Raw genomic sequence first — 723 nt, 5'->3', positions numbered from 1 at the left:
TACCTGACCTTGGCAGGGCGCGGTCTGGGCGGCCGGGACATCCTGCGCGCCACCTTCCAGCCGGCGGCACTGTGCGGCATCGGCGCGGGCGCCTTCTTCGCCTTCACCTCGATCTTCGTGCGCAAGGCCAATCTCGAGCTGCCGGGCGAGGATGCGATCCTGAAGGCATTGTTCTCGGTCGTGGTCACAAACACGATCCAGACCGTGCTGCAGGGCGGCTGGCTCGTCATCACCGAGCCGAAGCAGTTCGTCGCGGTCTTCCGCAGCTGGCGCAGCTCCGCGCAGGTGGGGGCGCTCTCGGCCTTCGGGTCGAGCTGCTGGTTTGTCGGCTTCTCGCTGGCGCCGGTCGCGCTGGTGCGCGCCGTGGGGCAGGTGGAGATCATCTTCACGCTGCTGTTCAGCCGCTTCTTCCTGGGCGAGCGGCTGAAGACCAAGGATGTGATCGGTGCGCTGACCCTCGTCTGCGGCGTGGTCCTGGTGCTGATCGGCGCTTTGTCCTGAGTGGACTGAGTTTCAGCGAAATGCCTGCCACCGAATAGGTTTCTCGCGCGTTCTTCTGGGCTACATCCCCCGTGCCGCCCGGAGCCCCCCCATGAAGATTGCGCAGATCGCCCCGCTCGCCGAAGCCTGTCCCCCCAAGCTCTATGGCGGGACCGAGCGTATCGTCGCCTATCTCACCGACGAGCTGGTCCGGCAGGGCCATGAGGTGACGCTCTTCGCCAG

Annotated in this window: 1 protein-coding gene and 1 pseudogene; both read left to right on the top strand. The window is 66.3% G+C overall.

The window, feature by feature from the left end; all coding sequences use genetic code 11:
* A partial coding sequence (locus AC1DWF_RS34340; RefSeq protein ID WP_476842953.1) for an EamA family transporter occupies window positions 1-501 on the top strand: 501 nt, incomplete at its 5' end.
* A gap of 91 nt (window positions 502-592) precedes the next feature.
* Window positions 593-723: pseudogene (locus tag AC1DWF_RS34335) on the top strand (glycosyltransferase family 4 protein); the annotation flags it as partial.

The organism is Aminobacter sp. P4_D5, assembly GCF_056401815.1.
This window is presented reverse-complemented; position numbering and strand designations above follow the sequence as displayed.